The 598-nt window shown below is 41.5% G+C and carries 1 pseudogene; it reads left to right on the forward strand.

Features of this window, described 5'->3' with window-relative positions:
• A pseudogene (locus FC652_RS20180) lies at positions 1-143 on the forward strand (ISAs1 family transposase); the annotation flags it as partial.
• Positions 144-598 lie beyond the last annotated feature (455 nt).

Genomic DNA, 598 nt, shown 5'->3' on the forward strand with positions numbered 1-598 from the left:
CTGTTGAAAACATCGCGTTGTTTAGACGTTTTGTCATGAATATGCTCAAGCAATGCGACTGTGGTGCTCCGAGCCAAAAAGTGAAGATGAAGAAAGCGGGTTGGAACGATGATTATAGGGCAAGAGTCTTCTTGGGGTTATAAATCCACCAAAGTATGCTCCCGCCCTGAGTTGCTTATCAGGTCTAAAGTTAAATTTTTCTTTTATGGATATAGTGGCGCCACAGTGTAGACAATTAAACATAAGTGCTCTCCAACGTTTACTAAACCTGAAATTATCGATTGATTCTTGTTTACGCAAAGCTGAAGAAAATTAACTCGAGGGAGATCAAACTTTAGTGTAGTTATAACGCCCAATTAAGGGGTGAGCAACGCTGCCACCCACACCTAAAGCATTGTGCCATAAACACTAAATTTGAAGTAGAACCCAAAATGCCGAGCGTTGTGAATCCCTCTTAAATTGCTTGTTATGGCGCTACTCTACGTTATTTTCTTTAAGCCAACTATCCAAATTAGTTAACCCATGCTTCTTACGCCCCCTCGCGACATCAATCGCAAGAAACAGACCGGTAAACACACCAAAGAACAAAGACGCATAC

Origin of the sequence: Vibrio sp. 05-20-BW147 (genome assembly GCF_013369385.1) — a bacterium.
Lineage (GTDB): Bacteria > Pseudomonadota > Gammaproteobacteria > Enterobacterales > Vibrionaceae > Vibrio > Vibrio floridensis.